The organism is Bacillus sp. TH22, from assembly GCF_016651015.1.
Lineage (GTDB): Bacteria > Bacillota > Bacilli > Bacillales > Bacillaceae_G > Bacillus_A > Bacillus_A mycoides.
Genome location: NZ_JAEKER010000001.1, coordinates 41,323 through 58,207 on the forward strand (window position 1 = coordinate 41,323; position 16,885 = coordinate 58,207).

Here is a 16,885-nt window from a genome sequence, read left to right on the forward strand (position 1 = left end):
AAAGGATGGAGAGAAAGGGGAGAAAGACTATGTTAGCATTTGATCATCTCGTTCACGCAGTGCATTGTACACCGGAGGAAGCAGCAAAACAAATGCAGGAACATGGATTTCATACTGCATTAGGCGGTGAGCATACGACTTGGGGTACTTGGAATAGTTTATGTTATTTTGATTTATCATATATAGAATTTTTAGCAGTTCAGCATGAAGAAAAAGCGAAAGAAGCAGAAAATCCATTAGTACAAGAAACAGTGGTGAAATTAAAAAATGGAGAAGGGATGCTACAAATCGCAATTCGAACAGATGCAATTGAAGAACTAGCAGTTAAATTTAGTAAGCACGGCTTACATACGATAGGACCATTTGAAGGGAAACGGATGAGAAAAGATGGCCGGCTTTTAGAATGGAAAATGTTATTTGTAAAGCAAGAAGAGAATGGACCGAAATTACCATTCTTTATACAGTGGAATGAAACGGATGAAGAAAGAAGAAACGATTTACGTAAAATAGGGACGATCACTGAACATAAAAATAAAGTACAAGAAGTTGAAACGATTCATTATACGGTGAAGAATGTTCGAGAAACAGTGCGGAAATGGAAAGAAGTAATGGAGCTAACTGCAAATTCAATCATACAAAATGAAGAATGGAATGCTGAGTGTCAAAGTGTATCGTTTGGTGATGTTCATGTGCAGTTTTGTGAACCAGTTGGAGAAGGGCTAGTACTAGAACGTTTGAAGCATCATGGCGAATATCCATTTGCAGTGGAGTTTAAAGGGGAAAATAAACGAGAGTATGAAGTGTTAGGTAGTTTGTTCGTATATTGATAGAGGTGAGTTTTGTGGAAGAAATGTTAAGAGAGATAGAAAGAAAACTAGAGTGGTCACGTATTGTAAAATGTACAGCTATTACAAAAGGTTTTTCACATGAAGAGAAGTATAAAATTGACCTAGAGAATCGAGAAACTTATTTTGTAAAAGTGTGTGATTCTTCTAATTATGAACGAAAACAAGAAGAATATATGTATATGAAACAATTGGAGTTATTACATATTCCAACGCCGAAGTTAATTCATTTCATAAAACTTGAGGGATTAAATAAATGTGTTCAAGTATTTGAATGGACCCAAGGTGTAAATGGTGAAGAGAGCTTAAGCAAGCTATCGGTGGAAGAACAGTATAATGCAGGAAGAAAAGCAGGGGAAATATTAAAGAGAATTCACTCGATAGAAAGAGAAAGTGCAAGTAATAAATGGGAAATATTTAGGTGGAATAAGTATGAAAGGTACATAGAGGCATTAGCAGATTATGAGGTGAATTTTCTGGATTTGAAGCCAGTATTCACCTTTGTAGAAAATCATAAAGACTTATTGAAAAATCGGCCTATCACATTTTTACACGATGATTACCACCCAGCAAATAGTATGATTCACAATAAAGAGTTTATCGTTATTGATTTTGGTGGATATGATTTTGGCGATCCAATACACGATTTTTATAATGTGGCGATTTTTACTACAAGAATAAGCAAACCATTTGCGGTTGGACAAGTTCACGGTTATTGCGGAGGCGATCCGTCAATCCGCTTTTGGAAACTGTATTCATTATATGCAGCGATGACATTCCCAGCGGATATCGTATGGACAAACCGAACTACACCACATTTAGTAGAGGATATGAAAGAAAGATTGAACCGAATTATAGAAGATCATAATCATTTTTCATCTTATATTCCAAAATGGTATCAATCACAACATGAGGATATAATAAACAATAAATAACGGAGGGATTCATTTGGATAAAATTGCGGTAATTTCAGATATACATGGTAATATTCCGGCATTAGAATTAGTACTGAAAGATATTAAATTAAGAGGAATTGAACGTATTATTTGTCTTGGAGATTTAGTAGGAAAAGGTCCGCATTCTAGCGAAGTAATTGAAATCGTTCGTAAAGAATGTGAAGGAACCGTAATGGGAAACTGGGATGATTTCATTACAAAACCGACTGAATTTGAAGCGTTAAAATGGCATCAAAAACAATTGTCAGAAGAACAAAATGAGTATTTAAGAAGCTTACCATTTTCAATCGAGTTTTATATGAGTGGGAAACTGATTCGTATGTTCCACGCTTCACCAAGAAGTTTATATGAAAGAATTCAACCACATGCAACAAGAGAAGAGCGTATTAGTATGTTCGAAAATAGTGAGCTCACAGAGAATATAGAAGGGGAAAGAAAACCAGATGTCGTTTGTTACGGTGACGTTCATCAGGCGTATGTGCAAAATTTTAGAGGGAAAACGTTATGTAATGCTGGTAGTGTAGGTAATCCACTTGAAATTACACAAGCTTCCTATTTAATTTTTGAAGGAACATACAATGAAAAAGAAGCAGCAAGCTTTTCGATTCAACTCGTACGTGTACCATATGATATTGAACTAGCCATCAGACTAGCAGAAGAACTCGATATGCCAGAAATTGAAGAATACAAACAAGAATTACGGACTGCTTTATATCGAGGTTTTAAGGGGAAATAAGGAAAATATAAATCAATAAAAATATATCTATCATAACTTAAAATATATCAACGATTTTTTTAATATATCGATTTACCAACAAATAGCGATAAAATTAATTTACTGCAATTATATTATGTAAACAATATACAGGAGGGAATGTCATGCTCCGAAAACAATACATGAAAGAAATTGCTGATCATATTTTAACGTTAAAATTAACCCATCCAATAAGAGTTGGAGTAAATGGTATAACAGCTTCAGGAAAGACAACATTTGCAAACGAACTGGCAGAGGAAATGAAAAATCGGGGAGTACAAGTAACACGCGCCAGCATTGACGATTTTCATAACCCGAGAGTGATTCGTTATGCACAAGGAAAAGAGTCTGCAAGAGGGTATTATGAAGATGCACACGATTATACCTCTTTTAAAGAAAGGCTATTAAAGCCTTTAGGACCTAACGGGAATTTACAGTATGAAACGATTTCTCATAACTTAATAACGGACATCCCTGTACATAATACGCCGCTAGTGGCCTCGCCAAATATGGTGCTAATAGTAGATGGAACATTTTTATTGAAAAAAGAAATTGAGTATCTATTTGACTATAAAATTTTCGTAGATACAGATTTTGAGATTGCGAGAAACCGTGGTGCAGAGCGCGAGACTGAGGCTTTTGGAAGTTATGAAGAAGCAGAGAAAATGTTTATAAACAGATATCATGCAGCTTGTAAGATGTATATAGATGAGCATAATCCGAAAGAATGTGCGAATGTCATATTTCAGAATAGTAATTTTGATGATCCGGTAGTTGTATTTAAATGAATTTAAAATCGTTTATATAGCAAAAAGTTCGTGAAAGGGGATGCGTCGGGTGGATAAAAAAGATAATCCGAACGATTGGCCTGTATGGGCGAATGAGTCAGTAGAGATAGTTAATGCAAATCCTGATTGGCAAGATAAAGGCCGATATGAAGAACAGCAACTTTATGAACTGCTTACTCCTCTCGGTATTAGCAAAGTAATACATATAGGAAGTACATCCATACCTGGTTTACCTGCAAAACCTATCATTGATCTAATGGCTGAAACAGACTCATTTGATAGAGTGCTCGATATTTCAGCAAAATTGGCTATATATGATTGGCATTATGTAGGCCCGGAATTAGATGAAAGACCTTGGAGAAGGTTTTTTGTGAAAGTGAAGAATAATAGGCGTGTAGCTCATCTGCATTTGATGGTTAAAGGAACTGAACGATGGGAGCAACAACTTTTATTTCGTAACCGCTTACGAGAAAATCCACAATTAGTTTATGATTATTCAAATCTGAAACAAGATTTAGCTAAAAGATATAACCAAGATAGAGAAGCATACACAAAAGCTAAAACAGAGTTTATTAAACAAGTTCTAAAATGATTTGATTTTTGATTGCAAATACGTTTGAATACAAATGAAAAAAATACTTTATTTTATAACTTAAACTTACATGAAATGCATGTAAACAAAGTGAGAAGCTTTGGTGTTCCAATGTATTTCCTTTTATTTCTCGGGAGAAATTTATATAATTGAATCAAGTTCATAGAAAGATAGGGACTAAAACTATATTAAAAGTCGACTTAATTTTATGAGGGAAATTACAGGGGATAAGGCGAAAATAAGTTGAAAAACGTAAAAAGGGGACAGGAAATATAATGACAGAAGTACTAGAACTAAAAGAAGAATTACAACAAATTCAAAATAATAATTATGCTGTGCCAGAAGACGTAGACGCATATCCATATGCACAGTGGATGTTAGATTATATCGGATCACCTGATGCTGAATTACGTGATGATTTGATTTATAGTACGCTTCACACATGGATTACAAATGATGTATTTAGACAAAAAGAATTACGAGGATTAATGTTACAAGCGATTAGTCCTGATTATTTATTTTATAAAATTGGTGAAAAGGGCACAGATTCTGTATTTAAACGTGCGTTCTCCGTATTAATTCCGCCGCTTATTTTATCTGTTCATGAAAGAGAACCACTGTTATCTGAAGAACAGCTGTATAGTGTGGCAGAACAAGTTCTGGAATATGTCTATTTAGAAGAAGATGTAAGGGGTTACGTAGAAGGAAAAGGCTGGGCGCATTCTACTGCACATGCGGCAGATGCACTAGATGCTTTAGCACGTACAATACAAAATCGTGAGTTTTCATATGCAATACTAGCTGCTGTTCGTCAAAAAGTTCGTATGAATGACTACGTATACATACACTTTGAGGATGAGAGATTAGTAACGCCAATTATGTCGTTACGTAATCAAAATCTTTTAACTGAAGAAGAGTGGAGCAACTGGCTACATAGTATAGCAATTGTTGAAGATATCCGACATCCTCAGCATGCTATTTTAGTACAAAATATTAGAGCTTTCTTAAGAAGTTTATATTTCAGAGCTTTAGAGACAGAGGGTATTACAGCCTTTACAGATGATATATTGGAGACTTTGAAGGAATCACGTAGGTATTAAAAATCGTCCATACTTAGAAACACAGAGAAAATATTAATTTTGAAAAATTTATTAGAAATTTATTTTTACATTGTACCCTTTCATTATAGGCTGAAAGGGGTGTCAAATGAAAAAAATATTGAAGATAGGAAAGATAATATTTTTTGTGTGTAGTAGCATTATTTTTCTTGGAACAGGCGCTGTATTCATATATCATAACTATCAATTAAGAATGGAATCGAAATTAATGAACAATGAAGGGGAACTTGTTAATTTCAATAATAAAAAAGTGAATGTTTATAACGAGGGGAGCGGGAAGGATACTTTTGTATTTATGGCCGGATCTGGAATTGCCGCTCCTGTTTATGAATTGAAAGGATTATATAGTGAATTTTCGAAAGAAAACAAGGTTTCTGTAATTGAGAGAGCTGGTTATGGATACAGTGATGTTTTTCATGATGATAGAGATATTGATACGATATTAGAACAAACGAGAGAAGCGCTTATTAGAAGTGGAAATAAACCCCCCTATATTTTAGTGCCACACTCTCTATCGGGTATAGAGGCTATTTATTGGGCACAAAAATACCCAAGTGAAGTAAAAGGGATTATTGCGTTAGATATTGGTTTACCTAATCAGTACGTAACTCATAAAATAGACGAGGTTGATTCATTAATAATAAAAGGGATGAATATTTTAACGAAAATTGGTTTTCAACGCTTAGTTCCTTCTATTACTTATAATCCCGAAGTAATTCAGCAATCCTTTTTAACCGAACAGGAAAAAACTATTTATAAAGCCCTCTCATATAAACAAGCTTTTAATGATGATATGAAGCAAGAACTTTTACAAAGTTACAATAACAGTAACAAATCTAATTCTTTATCATTCCCAAAAGAAACACCAATTTTATTTATAGATGCGATTGCTAGGGAAAATAAAAACTCGAAATATACAAAGCAAAAAAACAGAGATTATGAGGAGTTTGCTAGCAAGTTATTGATAGCTGATGTGAAAAAAATTGAAGGTACACATAGTATTTATTTATACGCTCCTGATGAAATATACAAACTTGTAATGGATTTTATTAATAATAAAGTAGTGAAGAACTAAGCTATTGTTATTTTAGTGATGGAAGGTCTACATAATGAAAGAATATAACATATTAATTGTTGAAGATGATTTGATGATAGGAGATTTATTACAAAAAATTTTGCAGCGTGAGAAGTATAAAGTGTATTGGGAGAAAGAAGGAAAGAATGTTCTAGATGTAATCCATGAAATAGATTTAGTCATAATGGATGTTATGTTACCAGGTGAAGATGGTTATCAAATTACAAAGAAAATAAAAAATCTAGGATTAAATATTCCAATCATATTTTTATCAGCTCGGAATGATATTGATAGTAAACTAAAAGGTCTTACCATTGGAGAAGAATACATGATAAAACCTTTTGATCCTCGAGAATTATTGTTAAGAATTCAGAAAATGTTAGATAATCAATATGGTACTTTCACGCAAATTAAACATTTATTTATAGATGCAGAATATAAAAGGGTTTTCATTAATGGTTTGCGTGATGAAGTTGTGTTTACAGCGATTGAGCGTAAAATATTTTTCTATTTGTATGAAAATAGGGATAGAATTCTAACAAAAGAACACTTCTTTGATTACTTATGGCAACTCGAAGATAGAAATCAAAATATCATGAACGTACATATAAAGAAAATTAGGACCAAAATCGATGATAAAACAGGTAACATAATTCAGAACATATATGGAGAAGGGTATAGATTAAATACCTTTATGAAGAAATGAAATTAAAGAAGAAATATCAGTTATTACTATTCACTGCTATTATTAGCGTACCATTGTTATTATTGTCGATTAGTATCTTTGTATCAGTTATTTATAATGTTGCCTTTAAAACTGAAAACAAGAACATTCCTTTTCATGAATCCTTTGCATATCCTACTATGTTAATCATATTTTTATTATCACTATTAGTATTAGCTTTTGTATTTTCAAAATCGATTAATTCATTATTAAATAAAATTAATGTATTAAATCAAACGATTCGAGATTTAGCAAGTGATAAAAAAATCCCTAATATAATAGATGTCAAAAGCGATGATGAAATGGGGGAACTGATTAGATCAGTAAACTTGCTAATAGAAAGAACGACTTATCGAGAATTAGAACTACAACAACAGGAACAAATAAAAAAGGAACTATTAAATAAATTACGGCATGATATTAATACACCCTTAACAGCGGTTAGATTACAATTATATTATTTAGAAGGCGAATACGAAGGACAAGCACAAGTACTTGAATCAATGTATGGGCAGATACAATATATAAGTGATTTAACTAACGAATTTAATATTCAATCTACAGAGACCTTAGAAAATACTTATATTGTGAATGATGAAGTGAATATACATAATTTAATAGAAAATATGATTAAAAAATGGAGCTATTTGTATAGCATTCATAAAATTGAATTAGTATATAATCCACAAGATAAAGAGTTGGTATGGAATAGTAATGAGTTATGGATTCAAAGGCTATTCGATAATATTTTTCAAAATGTGCTTAAACATTCACAAGCTAAAAAACTTGAGATCCTCATAGGCAATGATATTGTTTTCTTTAGAGATAATGGGATTGGCTTTGATATAAATGTCAAAGGAATGGGAATAGGATTGAAAAATATTGGAGATATATCAAAGATGTTCAATGTAAAATACACTTTACAATCAAATAGTGAGGGGACTATGTTTTCATTTAAAAAAACTCAAAAGAATATTTAAATTTCTAGTGTAAGTTTTATTAGTAACATCTATCAGGTCGTTACAGAACCAAAAATTTTTAACTGAAGAAGAGTGGAGTACGTTTTTCACACAGATGCTATATTGGGAATTTTGAAGAAACGGCATAGATATTAAAAAAGGCTATCGAATTAGAGCGTGTGCTTCATCACCGGATTCCATCATAAAAGAGCAGATAAATAAAGAATAAAATTTTTTAAACGATCATTTCTGTGGGTTCCCTACAAAAATGATCGTTTTTGTAATTGAATTGAAATATTAGACTTAACTATACACGAGTTTATTACATATGTAATTGTGGATGTTCTTCATATAAACTATTCACATACTGTTTTAAATTCTTGATGAATAATAGAATCTCTTGACTAGGCATTCTAGCATGTTGAAGATGAAATATGTTTCCTTTTCCGATTTCTAATTCATTTGAAGTCAAAGTAATAGGGATATTCCTAAAGACATGCCATGGAAAATACAAGTGTACAAAAGTTTCTCTAAAATATATACCTGATTGACAAATTAATACTCCATCGGATCCTTTCCCAATATTTCCAAGGACAGATGTATCTAAAAAAGCAACGATTTCTTCTTCTTTTGAAACAATGTATCGTGCCCCAATTTCCTTTAATTTTTTGTGTGAAATATGAGTGTCTACAAATAATCCATTATCAGGTTCTAATAATTCATCGTACGTCTCAAACAAAGAACAGATTGATTTTATCTCATCAACTTTTATAACTGGATGTATATTATTTTGCTTTGAATTTTGGAATGAATTTGTAAGAGTTATAAGTAATTCTTTAAATAACAGTGGAGGATAATCACTTCCGTTAATATTAAAGCTTTTTTGTGCATTAAAAGATAAAAAGCTATCTTTATCAATTTCAATTTGTTGCACTTTATTTAATTGATCCCATTTTATATGTCCTTTACCTAACAGCCAATTTTTCCAGTATAGACCTGAATTTGTAAAGTAAACGCCATATTTTCCTGATCCAAACAAGTTACAACTTAAAAAAGCGATAATTTGGTCATCTGTTGGTATAGAAAAACGTGTATTTGCAATTGATAAGAAATCTTTAGGTATTCTAGTAACATAAAATCTAGACTGCTGATAGTCTAAACAAATATCAGTTAAACGATTAATATCTATATTCAACATAATCATTCTCCATTTCATATTTCTTTTCGATATAAATAAATTATAATATTACTAGGAAAATATTAACACTTAAATTAAGAGATACTCTATAGGATTCTAAAATGAATTTGTATTAGATTGAAAAAATTATGATTCGGGTTATCTTTTTGAGGGAGTGTATTTTTGTGAACTTGATGGAAGAAGTACATAAAACTAATACCTTCCAAACATACTAATAAAATGTGTTGGAGGTGAAATTTATGGACAAAAAAGACTTTGAAAAAGTTTATAATGATTACTTACATCAAGGAGAAGAGCAAGCTCAATTTGAAGTAGACAATGAAGTCAATTCAGGAGCAGAACAAATTGTTGCCGTTCGTAAAAATGATGATGGGGATTTAATTGCTTTTAAGACAAGTAGCGGGAGAGAGTTAGATTATATTACTGCTCTTAGTGAAGCGAAATCAGGGAAGTTAGTTCATGTGGACGTATTTCATAAGTATGGTAGAGATATTATACGTAGTGAACCTGATGGAATAAAGGAAAATAACTTAGATAATTTACCTTCATTTTAAACAGGTAAACCTCAAGAAGAGAATGTTCATTTGGATATTCTCTTCTTTGTTTTGCGAAGTTTTCCTTGCAAATAGACGGTTCATTTTTAAAGTGCGATTATACTTTTAAAGAGCACTCTAAACTTCTCTTTGTCTTCTGCTGTAAATGGTTTCGGTCCCTTTGTACGCTTACCGCTTTTTCGAACCATTGCACTTAAATACCGTGTTTGTAACAATTGTTCAATGTTTTCATTCGTATACTTATAGCCTTTATGGTGTAGAACGATACAGCCTTTTGCTAAAGCAAGCGAAGCAAGACCATAATCTTGCGTTACGATTAAATCTTCTTTTTTTGCTAACTGCATAATCCGGTAATCCGCAGCATCCGCTCCGGAATCAACATAAATTGTTTCTACTCCTGATGGCTGTTCCGCATTAGAATAATGAGAAAAGCTAGTAACGAGGGTAACAGGAATTTCAGCATTCGTAGCTTCATAAATAATCACATCTTTTACAGGACAAGCATCTGCATCAACGTAAATTTTCATTTTATCACTCCTAAAACTAGGTTCGAGTTGATGATAATGGTAGATTTTTCTTTTGTCAAACGAGAAAGCTTTATTTAAAGTTATTTTTCACAAACTAAAATAGCCTCACGCAAACGAGAAATACCTTCCTCAATTTGATTAATATTCACTTTTCCATAAGATAAACGAATATAACCATCTTTCGCGCCGAAAATACTACCTGGCATAAAAGCAATTTCTTGTTTTAAACTTTGCATAATGAGTTGTTTTTCGTTTATCGGTTCGTTTAATTTTCCCCATATGTATATACCACCGGTTGGGCTTGAGAAAGAGATTTTATCGTGAAGTTGCTCGTTTAGGGCACGAACGATAATGTCTCTTTTTTCTGCTAGTTGTTTTCGTAACGGTACGATATGCGACTGAAATGGTACAGTTTCGAAAAATTGTTGTATAAGCCACTGCGGGAATATACTCATTCCTAATTCCATTTGGTGACGCGCATCTGATAATCGCTCTACGACAGACTGCGGAGCGACAAGCCAGCCAACTCGTAACCCTGGCGCAATCATTTTTGATAAGGAATGAACATAAATGACTGTTCCGTTTTCATCAATCGATTTTAAAGTAGGGCAAGGTTGTTTATTTTCTAACGTAAGTAAACTGGACGGGTCATCTTCAACGATCGCGATTCGTAAGTCCGCACAAAGTGATAAAAGTTTTTTTCTACGGTTTGGATGTAGCATTGTTCCCGTAGGATTTTGGAAATTTGGATTTAAAAAAATCATTTTAATACGATGCTTTCTATACAACTCTTGCACATCATCTGGATTAATACCATGTTCATCGACAGGTAATGGGAAAATACGAATACCTGCTGATTGGAATAGTGGTAATGAGTAACAGTGTGAAGGACTTTCGAAAGCGACTGCATCTCCTGGGTTTAATAAACATTGAACGATAAGGTGGAGTGCTTGTTGGGCACCGGATGTAATCATAATCGATTGTTCGGTCGCTTCAACTTTTAAATATTCCTTCATATATTTTACGACCGCTTGTCTTAGCGGGAGATACCCCTGGGGATGATCGTAACTTAATGACTGCGTTAACGGTTGTTCTCGCAAAATTGTTTGTAGTTGATCGTGAGGATAGAGATTACAACCGAGCTCTCCGTTTGCGAAATCTATAATGTTCTCATTTTGTTGTACTTCTGCCCGAATATGGCGAAGTAACGGTAAGTTTGGTAAGAAAGTCCCGCCTTCTACGAAACCTCTCCAGTTCGGCGTTAATGTTGGAGAAACACCCCACATATGTGTACTCACACGTGTACCTTTACCAGTCGTACTTTCTACAATTCCCATAGCACGTAGTTCATTATAAGCAGTTGTTACCGTACTTCGGTTTACATTTAACTGCGTAGCTAATTTCCGTTCTGAAGGGAGGAAGCTACCTGGGGGAAGTTCTCCGTATGTAATACGTTTTTCAATAAAGTCAACAACTTGCTGATAAATTGGGATTTTACTGTCGTTATCTAGCTTCCATTCCATACAAACGCCTCCGCAAATCTTATATACATTAAGTATAACAAATTGGCTGGGTAAAAAAACAGCCAATTGGACGGTGTTATATCCAGCCAATTTTACTATGCTAAATAGGGAAGGGGAGATTCGGATGAAACGATGGCAAATGGAGTGGCTCCTAGTATCAGTTGCATTAGTATGGGGAGCAAATTATACAATTGGAAAGTATGGCGTGGCATATATGTCATCCATTCAATTTAATAGTTTACGATTTTTAGTAGCATCACCGGTATTATTACTTATTACATTTATTATGGAACGCTCATTACGTATTGAAAGAAAAGATTGGTTACGATTAGTAGCAGTCGGTATCGTTGGTACGGCAATGTATCAAACGATGTTTATGCTATCTGTAAAATATACTTCAGCAACGAACGCCTCATTATTAATTGCGATGTCACCTATATTTACAGGGATATTAGCAGTATTGCACAAACAAGAACGTTTTTCGATGAAAGTACAAATTGGTTCAATAGTAGCATTTATTGGTGCAGCATTCGTTTTATTAACAGGTCATACGGGAGGAGCTACATACGAGTATGCGTGGCTCGGAAATCTAATTGGATTAGTCGCAGCAATTGCGTGGGGATGGTATCCCATTTTAGCGCAACCACTTATCACAAAATACTCCGCAATGAGAGTCACATCATGGTCTACTTTAATTGGAATTGTACCTCTCGTTATATACTGTTTATTCAACGTAAATACATTAACGTGGCCAGTAGATACGCCAAGCTGGGGATCACTAGCATATTCAATCGTCTTTGCGACAATCTTCGGACTTGCAATGTGGTATGTCGGTATTAGTAAAATCGGCTCAACGAAAGTAATGGTTTATATGTATCTCGTACCATTGTTCGCAGTTATCTTTGCGGCTGTAACTATTGGAGAGCAAATAAACATGATGCAACTAGTTGGCGGTCTTATTATCTTTATCGGTTTATATGTTGTAAAAAAAGGCGGAATCAAAAAGCCAGCTCTCAATTTGAAAAAAGTAAGTTAGTAGTAAAAATGATCTCTTTCATATAGAAGGAGATCATTTTTTATTTCGTAATAAAAGTGCTTGTTCAACAGCCAATTTTTGATGATCATGAAGTAAATGTTCTATAGCAAGCGATGGAGGCATCCATTGTAAAATATGGTCTTCTTCATGAACTTCAACTTCATGTATCTTTTGTACAATGTAAAAGAACCCATCATTTAAATAATATGTATCTTCTTTTTCGGCATAAAAATATCGTGCTGCATTACCGATATAACGATCAATTTCAATCGCCCAACCTAATTCCTCTAGTAATTCACGATGCAAACATGCTTCTTTCGTTTCCGTACCTTCCATACCGCCACCGGGTAAAAAATAACGTTCTCCATTTTGAATGATAGCTATGTTTGAAGTAGTTGGATCAAAAATAACCGCATAACAGCTTGGCCGTAATACATACTGAACAGTAGGTTTTTTATAACCAAATGTGAGTTTCGAAATCATAAAACACGACCTTTCTCTATAAAATACATAAAAGGAATATTAAGACAAATATAGAATTATATAAGTATAATCTTATAGGAGTGGAGTGATAACAACATGATAAATCGAAAATGTTCAAGGTGTAAAGAAATAACGGGTACAATACATGGGGGTAAAAAAATAAAGGAAGAATTTTTGTGTGAAGATTGTCTACAAAAAGGAATTGCGAGCGGGGAAATCGAATTATCACAAGTGGAGCAAGAACAAACTTCGTATCTTTCTATAAAAATATTAAAAATAATGAGTGTTATTTATTTAATGGTATCTATTATAACTGCTTTTTCTGCTCGGAGCACTTATACAGGATCCAGGGCTTGGTGGAATATCATTTTCAATAACAGGTGCAGTTGGTTTTATGATAATTGGATCGATATTCCAGTCTGTTCTTGTATTTTCAGGTATTTGGGTATTCATTCTGTTAGTCGAAACGGTTATTAAAATATATGAAAAAATGAAGTGAGTGAGAGGGAGAAATACATGCGAGTAAGAAACATTCAAGGGGAAGATTATGTAAAGATTCATTCTGTATTAAATGATTGGTGGGGCGGAAGAGATATGGCTAGTATGTTGCCGAAGTTGTTTTTCGTCCATTTTCAAGAAACGAGTTTTATCATTGAAGAAGATGGAAAAACGTTAGGTTTCTTATGTGGATTTTTTTCGCAAACGCATAAAGATGAAGCGTACGTTCATTTTATCGGTGTAAATCCGAAGTTTAGACGAAAAGGAATCGCATCGACGTTATATTCTTATTTCTTCGATGTCGCTCGTGCAAATAACCGTAAAGTTGTAAAAGCGATAACGTCACCAGTTAATAAAAAGTCGATTGAATTTCATCAAGAAATCGGATTTTAAATTGAAGATGGGGATGATGAAATAGAAGGTGTATCCGTACATACAAATTATGATGGGAACGGCGGGAGTAGAGTTTTATTTTTAAAAAATGTGTAAAGTAGGCTGACGTAAAGTTAGCCTTTTTGTTGTGAGGAGGGATAAATATGGAGAGTTCTCAAAGTAGAAACGAGTATTTACGACGTGTTTATAAAGTGCAAGACTATATAGAATCACATATAAATGATTCACTTTCAATTGAAGATTTAGCTAATGTGGCAGGCTTCTCAAAATTTCATTTTCATAGAATTTTTAAAGGGATGATGGATGAGCCGTTATCTCGGTATGTGAATCGTTTGAAGTTAGAGAGGGCAACACACCTTCTTACTTATCGTACAGATATGACGATTACAGACATTGCGTATTACTTCGGGTTCACAGATTCAGCAGTTTTCTCCCGTACATTTAAAAGTTATTACGGAGTAAGTCCGTCTCACTATAGAAATCACAATAGCAAGAATTGCAAAGACGTTAGCGAAGATTCTCAATACAATGAGTGTAAGAAGGTTCGAGGAGAGGTCGAAATTGTAGCAGCGGACAAAGTAAACGTCGCATACATAAGACATGTAGGTACATATAAAGATTTAGCTATAGACTTTCCGAAAATGATAGAAAAACTATTTCATTACGCAGCGGAGCAAAACTATCATGCATTCGAGGATACGAAGGTATTAACCATTTACCACGATCATCATGAGTTCACAGAAGACTATCATTTAAGAACAAGTCTATGTATAACAATTCCAGATGAGTCCGCAGTAGAAACGAGCGACATTGGAATAATGGTAATACCTTCTGGAAAGTATGCGGTAGGTCATTTTGAAATATTCCGAGATGAATATAAAGGAGCATGGAATTTCTTGTACGGTGAATGGTTGCCAAATAGCGGATATAAACCGAGAGATTCGTATCCTTTTGAAATGTATAAAAATGACCCAAGGCAGCATCCCGAACATAAACATATAGTTGATATATATGTACCTATCGAACCTTTTTAATCATAGATTAAGGGGGAAGAACGATGAAAACTGCTGAAGAGTTAGATTGCATTATAAAAGAAGAATACAAAAATATTAATGGTATGTTAGTAGTGCAGAGAGGTAATGTTGTTTTTGAAAATTATTATAATGGTTACGGTCCAGATGATGCATGTCATGTAGCATCGGTCACAAAAACGATAATCTCCGCGTTAATTGGGATATGTGTAGATAAAGGGTATATAAAGAGCGTTGATCAAAAAGTAATAGAATTTTTCCCAGAATATAATTGTAATTCATCTGAAATAACAGTACGACACCTTCTTACAATGACAGCGCCACATCCTTTCGTAGATTGGCAGGAACCGTTAGAAGAATTATGCACACAAAAGGATTGGGTGCAGTATACGTTAAATAGGGTAGGGAAAGGCGGAGAAATTGGATTTTTTAAATATTCATCTGCAGGAGCTCATTTATTATCAGCAATTATTACGAGCGCAACAGGAAAAAGTGCGCGTGAATTTGCGAATGAATACTTATTTCAGCCGCTTGGCATGAGAGAAATTCCAAACTACAATATGAAATCTTTTGAATTCGATGACTTATTCGGAAAAGATGTGAAAGGATGGGTTCACGATCCAAATGGTATTTCGACGGGCGGCTGGGGACTAACGTTAACAGTTAAAGATATGGCTAAGTTTGGACAGATGTATTTGAATGAAGGTATTCATAATGGAAAGGAAATTCTTTCAAAATCGTGGGTACAAGAATCAATAGCGATGAATTCAAATCAATACGGTTACTTATGGTGGTTACGAGAAGAGGATGGAATCTTTTCATACTGTGCAATGGGTGATGGTGGAAATATGATTTGTTGTATTCCGGAGAAGGAATTGGTGGTGGCGATTGCATCTGAGATTATACCGGAAGCGAAGGATAGATGGGGGCTAATTACGAAATATATTCTCTCTAGTGTACATTCAAATAATTAAATTTAGTTCAAAACATGTTATTAATTGGGATTTTATACCATGTTTTTTGCTATTATATATAAGTAAGAGATAGAAAGAGATTTCACTAGATGGATAAAAGACGTTGTTTGAAAGGTGAGGGTATGATGACAAAGTCTAATGTTGTAGAAATCATTTCAGCTTTAGTAGCTATTATCGGTGTGTATGTACTAATAAATGCACCAGAAATGGGGAGTAAGGCAACAAGTGAATCTGTTGCAGAGCAGGGCGGTCATATGGATACAAGTACGTATTTAGCTTTATTACAAGGATACGGAAATTCTTATACAATTCTAGGCGCGACTTGTTTATTTATGGGGTTGCTCAGTTTAATTTCTATAATTTCAATTCAAATGTATAAAAGTAAATAGAGGTTGAGAAATAAACGCTCTTGCCAATCTGGTAGGAGTATTATTTGTTTAAATATGTATGGTTTAGATTAGATGTACACTATAGATTAATGAGTGGACATGAGCAACTAAAAATTAATATTAATAAGGTGCTAAGGAAGTATTGAAAATTAAATTTTCCGGATAATTACAGAATGTTTTTTTATTACAAAATAATCCAGGGTATATTATTCGGGTATTAATGACCTGGAAGTTGCTCATTTGAAGATACAGAGAGAAATAAATCAGGATTAGGAAAAATCTTAGTGTATGAAAATCAAGGGTCAATTTTAAAAATATCTTAACTTAGATTTCATGACGTTTTTCTGGAATGAATGTAAAAATTATGTAAATAATGTTAATTTAAAGAATATTCTTACTCCGTTGTTGTTTTTTCTTATATAATTAGGTCACGGCCTAAAAATACTTAAATATTTAAGTGACTATTTT

18 protein-coding genes and 2 pseudogenes are annotated in these 16,885 nt (G+C 33.6%); 16 read left to right on the forward strand and 4 right to left on the reverse strand.

The features are described 5' to 3' along the window. The first annotated feature begins 29 nt into the window (after positions 1 to 29). The 9 genes from JFU18_RS00225 to JFU18_RS00265 all read left to right on the forward strand — a co-directional run bounded on the left by JFU18_RS00225 (position 30) and on the right by JFU18_RS00265 (position 7,832). Positions 30 to 827, forward strand: a complete 798-nt coding sequence (locus JFU18_RS00225; protein WP_201034004.1) for a VOC family protein — start codon at positions 30 to 32, stop codon at positions 825 to 827. A 14-nt stretch (positions 828 to 841) separates the two neighbouring features. Then, positions 842 to 1,780: an aminoglycoside phosphotransferase family protein gene (locus JFU18_RS00230; protein WP_201034003.1), complete on the forward strand. Its 939-nt coding sequence runs from the start codon at positions 842 to 844 to the stop codon at positions 1,778 to 1,780. Positions 1,781 to 1,793: 13 nt separating this feature from the next. Then, entirely contained in the window at positions 1,794 to 2,537 is a 744-nt protein-coding gene (locus tag JFU18_RS00235) for a metallophosphoesterase family protein (RefSeq protein ID WP_201034002.1), read from the forward strand. 143 nt (positions 2,538 to 2,680) lie between these two features. Next, on the forward strand, positions 2,681 to 3,343 hold the full coding sequence (locus JFU18_RS00240; RefSeq protein ID WP_201031318.1) for an AAA family ATPase: 663 nt from the start codon (positions 2,681 to 2,683) through the stop codon (positions 3,341 to 3,343). Between the two features lie 49 nt (positions 3,344 to 3,392). After that, complete coding sequence (locus tag JFU18_RS00245) at positions 3,393 to 3,935, forward strand: GrpB family protein (protein ID WP_131245591.1); 543 nt, start codon at positions 3,393 to 3,395, stop codon at positions 3,933 to 3,935. Between the two features lie 275 nt (positions 3,936 to 4,210). Further along, the gene (locus tag JFU18_RS00250; RefSeq protein ID WP_201034001.1) at positions 4,211 to 5,035 is read left to right on the forward strand and encodes a DUF2785 domain-containing protein; all 825 of its coding nucleotides are present in this window, start codon (positions 4,211 to 4,213) and stop codon (positions 5,033 to 5,035) included. 106 nt (positions 5,036 to 5,141) lie between these two features. Next, complete coding sequence (locus JFU18_RS00255; protein ID WP_201034000.1) at positions 5,142 to 6,128, forward strand: alpha/beta fold hydrolase; 987 nt, start codon at positions 5,142 to 5,144, stop codon at positions 6,126 to 6,128. Positions 6,129 to 6,162: 34 nt separating this feature from the next. Then, complete coding sequence (locus JFU18_RS00260) at positions 6,163 to 6,834, forward strand: response regulator transcription factor (RefSeq protein WP_002032977.1); 672 nt, start codon at positions 6,163 to 6,165, stop codon at positions 6,832 to 6,834. Continuing rightward, a complete protein-coding gene (locus JFU18_RS00265) occupies positions 6,831 to 7,832 on the forward strand; it encodes a sensor histidine kinase (RefSeq protein ID WP_201033999.1) in 1,002 nt (333 codons plus the stop codon). The genes JFU18_RS00260 and JFU18_RS00265 overlap by 4 nt, the downstream gene beginning before the upstream one ends. 301 nt (positions 7,833 to 8,133) lie before the next feature. Here the strand turns inward: JFU18_RS00265 and JFU18_RS00270 are convergent, their stop codons facing one another. Then, the gene (locus JFU18_RS00270; RefSeq protein ID WP_201033998.1) at positions 8,134 to 9,009 is read right to left on the reverse strand and encodes a hypothetical protein; all 876 of its coding nucleotides are present in this window, start codon (positions 9,007 to 9,009) and stop codon (positions 8,134 to 8,136) included. Positions 9,010 to 9,248: 239 nt separating this feature from the next. On the opposite strand from JFU18_RS00270, the gene JFU18_RS00275 reads away from it, so the two are divergent. Continuing rightward, positions 9,249 to 9,563 carry a DUF3892 domain-containing protein gene (locus tag JFU18_RS00275; protein ID WP_016101130.1) on the forward strand — a complete coding sequence of 105 codons (315 nt, stop codon included), beginning with the start codon at positions 9,249 to 9,251 and terminating at the stop codon, positions 9,561 to 9,563. 86 nt (positions 9,564 to 9,649) lie between these two features. On the opposite strand, the gene JFU18_RS00280 is transcribed toward JFU18_RS00275, so the two are convergent. Together JFU18_RS00280 and pdxR are read right to left on the reverse strand one after the other, a co-directional pair. Next, a complete protein-coding gene (locus tag JFU18_RS00280; RefSeq protein WP_016101131.1) occupies positions 9,650 to 10,090 on the reverse strand; it encodes a YaiI/YqxD family protein in 441 nt (146 codons plus the stop codon). Between the two features lie 80 nt (positions 10,091 to 10,170). Then, the gene (pdxR, locus tag JFU18_RS00285) at positions 10,171 to 11,613 is read right to left on the reverse strand and encodes a MocR-like pyridoxine biosynthesis transcription factor PdxR (protein ID WP_201031314.1); all 1,443 of its coding nucleotides are present in this window, start codon (positions 11,611 to 11,613) and stop codon (positions 10,171 to 10,173) included. Positions 11,614 to 11,737: 124 nt separating this feature from the next. Here pdxR and JFU18_RS00290 point away from each other — a divergent pair, with 124 nt between their 5' ends. After that, positions 11,738 to 12,649, forward strand: a complete 912-nt coding sequence (locus JFU18_RS00290) for a DMT family transporter (protein WP_201031313.1) — start codon at positions 11,738 to 11,740, stop codon at positions 12,647 to 12,649. Positions 12,650 to 12,682: 33 nt separating this feature from the next. On the opposite strand, the gene JFU18_RS00295 is transcribed toward JFU18_RS00290, so the two are convergent. Then, positions 12,683 to 13,132, reverse strand: a complete 450-nt coding sequence (locus tag JFU18_RS00295; protein ID WP_016101134.1) for an NUDIX hydrolase — start codon at positions 13,130 to 13,132, stop codon at positions 12,683 to 12,685. 96 nt (positions 13,133 to 13,228) lie between these two features. On the opposite strand from JFU18_RS00295, the pseudogene JFU18_RS00300 reads away from it, so the two are divergent. The 5 genes and pseudogenes from JFU18_RS00300 to JFU18_RS00320 all read left to right on the forward strand — a co-directional run bounded on the left by JFU18_RS00300 (position 13,229) and on the right by JFU18_RS00320 (position 16,417). Continuing rightward, positions 13,229 to 13,631, forward strand: a pseudogene (locus tag JFU18_RS00300) (DUF3980 domain-containing protein). Between the two features lie 17 nt (positions 13,632 to 13,648). Further along, positions 13,649 to 14,119: pseudogene (locus JFU18_RS00305) on the forward strand (GNAT family N-acetyltransferase). 47 nt (positions 14,120 to 14,166) lie between these two features. Beyond that, entirely contained in the window at positions 14,167 to 15,057 is an 891-nt protein-coding gene (locus JFU18_RS00310) for an AraC family transcriptional regulator (RefSeq protein ID WP_201033997.1), read from the forward strand. Positions 15,058 to 15,080: 23 nt separating this feature from the next. Further along, positions 15,081 to 16,028, forward strand: coding sequence for a serine hydrolase domain-containing protein (locus JFU18_RS00315; protein WP_201033996.1), 948 nt, complete (start codon positions 15,081 to 15,083; stop codon positions 16,026 to 16,028). An 89-nt stretch (positions 16,029 to 16,117) separates the two neighbouring features. Beyond that, positions 16,118 to 16,417 (forward strand): hypothetical protein, encoded by a 300-nt coding sequence (locus tag JFU18_RS00320; RefSeq protein ID WP_061675336.1) that lies wholly within the window; start codon positions 16,118 to 16,120, stop codon positions 16,415 to 16,417. Positions 16,418 to 16,885 lie beyond the last annotated feature (468 nt).

Coding starts and splice junctions, on each gene's coding strand:
- JFU18_RS00315 (WP_201033996.1), top strand. CDS start 15,081: ATGAAAACTGCTGAAGAGTTAGATTGCATTATAAAAGAAGAATACAAA.
- JFU18_RS00265 (WP_201033999.1), top strand. CDS start 6,831: ATGAAATTAAAGAAGAAATATCAGTTATTACTATTCACTGCTATTATT.
- pdxR (WP_201031314.1), bottom strand. CDS start 11,613: ATGGAATGGAAGCTAGATAACGACAGTAAAATCCCAATTTATCAGCAA.
- JFU18_RS00290 (WP_201031313.1), top strand. CDS start 11,738: ATGAAACGATGGCAAATGGAGTGGCTCCTAGTATCAGTTGCATTAGTA.
- JFU18_RS00225 (WP_201034004.1), top strand. CDS start 30: ATGTTAGCATTTGATCATCTCGTTCACGCAGTGCATTGTACACCGGAG.
- JFU18_RS00280 (WP_016101131.1), bottom strand. CDS start 10,090: ATGAAAATTTACGTTGATGCAGATGCTTGTCCTGTAAAAGATGTGATT.
- JFU18_RS00295 (WP_016101134.1), bottom strand. CDS start 13,132: ATGATTTCGAAACTCACATTTGGTTATAAAAAACCTACTGTTCAGTAT.
- JFU18_RS00255 (WP_201034000.1), top strand. CDS start 5,142: ATGAAAAAAATATTGAAGATAGGAAAGATAATATTTTTTGTGTGTAGT.
- JFU18_RS00320 (WP_061675336.1), top strand. CDS start 16,118: ATGGATAAAAGACGTTGTTTGAAAGGTGAGGGTATGATGACAAAGTCT.
- JFU18_RS00260 (WP_002032977.1), top strand. CDS start 6,163: ATGAAAGAATATAACATATTAATTGTTGAAGATGATTTGATGATAGGA.
- JFU18_RS00240 (WP_201031318.1), top strand. CDS start 2,681: ATGCTCCGAAAACAATACATGAAAGAAATTGCTGATCATATTTTAACG.
- JFU18_RS00310 (WP_201033997.1), top strand. CDS start 14,167: ATGGAGAGTTCTCAAAGTAGAAACGAGTATTTACGACGTGTTTATAAA.
- JFU18_RS00270 (WP_201033998.1), bottom strand. CDS start 9,009: ATGTTGAATATAGATATTAATCGTTTAACTGATATTTGTTTAGACTAT.
- JFU18_RS00250 (WP_201034001.1), top strand. CDS start 4,211: ATGACAGAAGTACTAGAACTAAAAGAAGAATTACAACAAATTCAAAAT.
- JFU18_RS00275 (WP_016101130.1), top strand. CDS start 9,249: ATGGACAAAAAAGACTTTGAAAAAGTTTATAATGATTACTTACATCAA.